General features: G+C 64.5%; 5 protein-coding genes. 4 read left to right on the forward strand and 1 reads right to left on the reverse strand.

The annotated features are described in order from the left end of the window. From O2807_11165 to O2807_11180, 4 genes are all read left to right on the forward strand, one after another. Positions 1-685 (forward strand): hypothetical protein (locus O2807_11165; protein ID MDA1001057.1); only part of this gene is annotated, 685 nt, incomplete at its 5' end. Between the two features lie 92 nt (positions 686-777). Next, complete coding sequence (locus O2807_11170) at positions 778-1,419, forward strand: RraA family protein (protein MDA1001058.1); 642 nt, start codon at positions 778-780, stop codon at positions 1,417-1,419. A gap of 146 nt (positions 1,420-1,565) precedes the next feature. Continuing rightward, positions 1,566-2,594 carry an HD domain-containing protein gene (locus O2807_11175; GenBank protein ID MDA1001059.1) on the forward strand — a complete coding sequence of 343 codons (1,029 nt, stop codon included), beginning with the start codon at positions 1,566-1,568 and terminating at the stop codon, positions 2,592-2,594. A 64-nt stretch (positions 2,595-2,658) separates the two neighbouring features. Continuing rightward, positions 2,659-3,297 carry a septal ring lytic transglycosylase RlpA family protein gene (locus O2807_11180; protein ID MDA1001060.1) on the forward strand — a complete coding sequence of 213 codons (639 nt, stop codon included), beginning with the start codon at positions 2,659-2,661 and terminating at the stop codon, positions 3,295-3,297. A gap of 35 nt (positions 3,298-3,332) precedes the next feature. On the opposite strand, the gene O2807_11185 is transcribed toward O2807_11180, so the two are convergent. After that, on the reverse strand, positions 3,333-5,411 hold the full coding sequence (locus O2807_11185) for a thioredoxin domain-containing protein (GenBank protein MDA1001061.1): 2,079 nt from the start codon (positions 5,409-5,411) through the stop codon (positions 3,333-3,335). Between the last annotated feature and the right edge of the window lie 250 nt (positions 5,412-5,661).

The raw sequence follows: 5,661 nt of genomic DNA on the forward strand, positions 1-5,661 counted from the left end.
CCGGGAAAAGGTTTTTCACGGGGTCAATTCCCCGCTGCCGATGGTGGCGATTTTTCTGGCGAAAAAAATGCACGCGCCCGATTGCGTGCTGGTCGAGGTCGCGGGGTCGGTCGATCCGCGTCCAAGGACGCTTCCTTTCAGCACAAACGACCCCGAACTTTGCCACGGCGCCGCCGCCATTTTCTCAAATGCCGACACTTACGATCTCTTCGCCCGCGGCGGCATCGATCTCCTTTTTCTCGGCGGCGCGCAGATCGACAAGGCCGGCCGCGCCAACATGAGCTACATCGGAAATCCCGCGGCCCCGAAAGTGCGCCTCCCGGGCGGGGGCGGGGGCGCCGTCATCATGCCCCAGGCGGGCAGGACCATTATCTGGAGAGCGGCGCACGACACCCGCATTTTTGTCCCCCACGTTGATTTCGTCACGCAGAGCGGCAACCTCTCCCGGGTGATTACGCCGCTCGCCGTCTTCACCCGGAAAGAGAGCGGGCTCGAACTGGAAAGTGTCCACGCCGGCCACACGGCAGAAGAGGTGGCCGGGCGAACCGGCTTCCTCTTGGACATGTCCGGGCCGGTGCCCGAAACCCCGCCGCCGACCGCGGCGGAAATGAGGGCACTCGAAACGGTGGACCCCCACCGCGTTCGCGATTCGGAATTTCCCGCATTGGCCCGTACGCCCAGATAGCCGGATTCACTTTTTGACTTGACCGGATCGAGAGGGCGTTTCATCCTGAGCAAACAACATCTTCACCACGATTTTTCTGCCCGGAGGATCCCATGTCCCAGCAGCTCATCGAGAAGTTTTGCAGCTACTCTACCTGCCAGGTGGCGGACGCATTCGACAAATTAAAGATCAAGGGACATATGCCCGACATCATTCTCCTCTCTCCCGATGCGGAACACCGGATGGCGGGCCCGGCCCACACCGTCCAGATGGTGCCGGCAGGCGGGGCCGCCGTCCCCAAACTGCCGGGACACCACGTCGACTCAGCGCTCCCGGGAAGCGTCATCGTGATTTCCTCGCCCCCGGGGACAACAACTGCGAACTGGGGCGGCCTCATGAGTACAAGAGCCAAGGCAATCGGGATGGCGGGCGCCGTGATCGACGGCCGGGCACGCGACATCGAGGAACATCGGGCGATGGGCTTCTTCGTCTTCGCGAGAGGGCTTTCCGTGCACGGAAGCGGGGGCTACACCACACCGGCCAGTGTGGGCGCGCCGGTGACCTGCGGAGGCGTAACCGTCCGGGAGGGAGACATCATCCTGGGTGATGTGAACGGGGTGGTCGTCATCCCGCAGGATCGGGCCGAGGAGGTCCTCGCGAAGGTAGAGGAATTGGCCCGAATCGAGGAGCGGATGACGGCCGATCTGGAAGGGGGCGCCACCATCGCGGAAACCTTCAAAAAGCACCGGGGGTAAGGATTTGCCTCTCCGAAACACCAGAGGCAAAGTCTGTTTCCTAAATGCCCCAAAATTCAGTAGACTGCGCCCGATAGATGGGGGGTAGTCCGGCCACCGGCTTTGTGCTTTCCTTGTGGCCCAGATACGGATGGCTAAGTTCCAAAATGGCCGAGAAAAAAAATCCAAAAGGGAATGGCGTATCCTCCCAGCAGAAACTTCGCGTCGGATCGGGCGGCGAGGAAGGGGGGAAAGGGCATGTCAAACTCCGTCCGATTTCCCTGTCCAACCTCCCCTGGGGCATCGACGCCCCCGTGGACCTCTACCAGCGGCTCGGCCAGGATCTCTCTCTTCTCTTCCGCAGGGGCCAGGACCTTGCACCCGAAGCCTACCGCGAGATATCCAGCAACACCCAAAAGCTCTACTACGACAGCCAATCGCTGGTAAACTGGCAAACACTCGTCGACAACAACCTTACCTCCATTCTTAAGACCCCCCTGGCGACCGAGGCAAAAGCAGCCGTCGCCTACGGCTCTGCGGCCCGGACCACGCAAAAGATGTTTTCGGAATTCGACGAGGAAGGTTATGAAACGGCCGGTGGCACCGTCGAGGCCATGAACGAACTGATGAACGAGCCGGCCGCCATGGAAAGCTTCTTTCAGCTGACCATTCACGACTACTACACCTACACCCACTCCTTACACGTCTACATTTACGCAACAATGCTGACGCGCTCGATCATCGGCAGCGAAAACACCGCAATGCTCAAGGACCTGGGCGTCGGCTACCTCCTCCACGATATCGGGAAAAAAGACATCAGCACCGACATCCTGAACAAGCCCGGAAAACTGACCGACACGGAATTTGACCTCATCAAGAAACACCCGGAAGACGGCTACCGGTTTTTGACGGAAATCGCCGGAAGCCTCTCGGAGGAAGTCACCCAGATCGTTCTCCAGCACCATGAGAAGTGCAACGGCAAGGGCTACCCCAAGGGATTGACCGATCTGGAAATCGGGCGCTACGGAAGAATCTGCGGCATCGCCGACGTGTACGATGCCCTGACGACCCGCCGCTCCTACAAGGAAGCTCTCTCGAAAATGACCGCCTTCACGATCATGCAGGACAGCGACGGCCACTTCGATTCGAAAATGCTCGATCGCTTCATCCGCCTCGCCGTTCAGTACATCGAATAGGAACGCCGCGAACAGAAATGCCGCTCCCGGCAAAAACTCCGCCCCGAACAAACAAGCAGCCATGATGCGAAAAAAACCGGAACCCCTTTTTCGCCTGCTCGTCCTGGGGCTTCTCGCTCTGGCCGGGTGCGCCGCGGCGGACCCCGTGCCCGTCCGCACGAATCTCCCCGCGGGCGAGTTCCGCGGCCTCGCCTCCTGGTACGGCCGCACGTACCACGGAAAGCCCACCGCCAGCGGCGAGCCCTACGACATGGAAGCCCTCACCGCCGCCCACAGAACGCTTCCCTTCCACTCCCGCGTCCTCGTCCGCCGCACCGACACGGGCCGCGCCATCGAGGTCCGGATCAACGACCGCGGCCCCTTCTTCTCCGGCCGCGTGATCGACCTCTCCCGTAGGGCCGCCCGCGAACTCGCCATGATCGGCAAGGGCACCGCCCCGGTGCGCCTGGTGCCCCTCTACGTCCCCGCCGAGAGAAACGTGCGCTGGAAGATTCTCGCCGGCCCCTTCCCGAGCCGCCGCGCGGCCGAGCGCTTCGCCTCGGTCATGAACAACAGGCAGGGGAAGGTCTCGAAAGGATGGGACGGGGACATGGCCCGCTACCGCGTCCAGCTCAACCGCTTCTCGGACCGATGGGACGCCCAGCGCACCCTCTCCCGCATCCGGGGTGAGGGCCACCAAGGCTACCTCATCCGCAGCCGCTGATCGCTCAAGCCGCTGACTGCTCAAGCCGCTACTGCTCAAGAGCTCCCATCGGCGCCGGCGGGCCGGAGTGCCGCCCGCACGGCATCGGGATCGGTCATCGGCGCCCGGCAGGCGTAGTTCTCGCACAGATAGACCGTGGCCGCCCCGCCCTCGGCCCGCTTGCCCCGCAGCAGCGGGATCGTGTCTTCCGCCTCATCCTCCGCCGCCCGGAAGGCCAGCACCTTGTTCGGGACGAACGCCGAATCCACCGCGCGCAGCGCCGCCCGGGTGTCCTCCCCCTCCGGCGCGCCCACCAGGGCGATCTCCACCGGCGGGTGGAGCCGGAAGTCGAGCGCCACCAACATCATGTGAAACGCCCCCGGCGCCTGGTCCAGATACTGGCCCCAGGCCCGGATGACCTCGGCCGCCATCCCGGAGAACTTCGCCTCCCCCGTCAGCACCCCGAGGCGCATCAGGCCGAGCGCCGCCATCGAATTCCCGCTGGGAATCGCGCCGTCCTGCGCCGTCCGCTTGCGGACGATCAGCTCCTCGTGATCGTTTGAGGTGAAGAAGAAGGCCCCGCTCTCCGCGTCCCAGTACCGAACGCGCATCTCTTCCGCCAGAGCCTCTGCCTCCTTCAGCCACTTCATCTCGAAGGACGCCTCGTAGAGATCGATCAGCCCGCAGAGCAGAAACGCGTAATCGTCCAGATAGGCGTTCAGCTTGCTCTCTCCCGCCCGGTGGGTGCGGAGCAGCCCCTTCTCCCCGCGCATCTTCCCGAGCACGAACGAGGCCGCCCGCCGCGCCGCCTCGACGTAATCTCCCCGCTCGAGCACCCTTCCCGCCACCGCCATCGCGCCGATCATCAGCCCGTTCCAGCTCGCGAGAACCTTGTCGTCGAGCCCCGGCTTCACGCGCTTCTCGCGCGCCTCGAAGAGCTTCTGGCGCGCGCGCTGGAGCGAATAGAACAGATCTTCCTCGTCGATCCCCTCCTCCTCCATGAAGGCCTGGGGCGGCTGGCGGATGTGCAGGATGTTCTTCCCCTCGAAGTTCCCCTCCGGGCTCACCCCGTAGAAGCGGCAGAACAGCCCCCCGTCCTTCTCCCCGACCGCGGCCGCGATCTCCTGCGGCGTCCAGACGAAGAACTTACCCTCCTCGCCCTCGCTGTCCGCGTCCTGCGCCGAGTAAAAGCCGCCCGCGGGCGCGGTCATCTCGCGCAGGGTGTAGTTCAGCGTGTCCTCGGCGATCGAGCGGTAGAACGCGTTGCCCGTCGCCTGATAGCCCTCCAGGTAGACCTTGGCCAGCAGCGCGTTGTCGTAGAGCATCTTCTCGAAGTGGGGCACCAGCCAGATCGCGTCCACGCTGTAGCGGTGGAAGCCGCCCCCCAGCTGATCGTACATCCCGCCCAGCGCCATCCGCTGGAGCGTCAGCTCCACCATCTTGAGAAGCTCCTCCTCCCCCGTCCGGCGCCACTGCCGGAGGAGCAGCATCAGCGCCATCGAGGGGGGAAACTTCGGCGCGCTCCCGAACCCCCCCCAGCTCCGATCGGCGCGGCCGCGAAGCTCCGCCACCGCCTTGTCGATCACCTCCTGGCCCGGCAGCGCCTCGCTCGGGGCCACCGCGGATATCTGCCGGATGGATTCGGTCAGCTTCCCCGCGTTGTTCTCGAGCTCACCGCGCCTTGTCCGGTAAATCTCCGCCACCCGCAGCAGCACCGACTTGAAACCCGGCCGCCCGAATTTGTCCTCGGGCGGGAAGTACGTCCCCCCGTAGAAGGGCCGCAGGTCCGGGAAGAGGAACACGCTCATCGGCCAGCCCCCCTGCCCGGCCATCATCTGGACCGCCTCCATATAGATGGCGTCCACGTCCGGGCGCTCCTCGCGATCCACCTTGACGGAGACGAAGTACTCGTTCATGAGCTCGGCGATCGCCTCGTTCTCGAAACTCTCGTGCGCCATGACGTGGCACCAGTGGCAGGCCGAATAGCCCACCGAGAGGAAGATCGGCTTGTCCGCCTCGCGCGCCTTCCGGATGGCCTCCTCCCCCCAGGGGTACCAGTCCACCGGGTTGTCCCGGTGCTGGAGCAGATAGGGGCTCGTCTCGTTCGCGAGGCGGTTCGTGGGGAGCTCGGACATGCAAACCTCTTGGGATGGAGGGAATCCAGCGGGCAGTGCGCACCAGGAAGATTGTTGGCGATGGCCGATCCAGCGTCAAGCCTCCGTCTCCAGCCGCTCCGGCGGTAGGCCCGCTCCCAGCGGCGGGGCCGCTCCCGGCGGCGGGGCCGCTCCCAGCGGTTCCGGAGAGGACGCTCCGGTTCCCGCCGCCTCCTTTTCCTCCACTCCTTCTTTTTCTTCCACCTCCGCCGCCGCCGCTTCCGCTTCCTCC

This window comes from bacterium (genome assembly GCA_027622355.1).
Lineage (GTDB): Bacteria > UBA8248 > UBA8248 > UBA8248 > UBA8248 > JAQBZT01.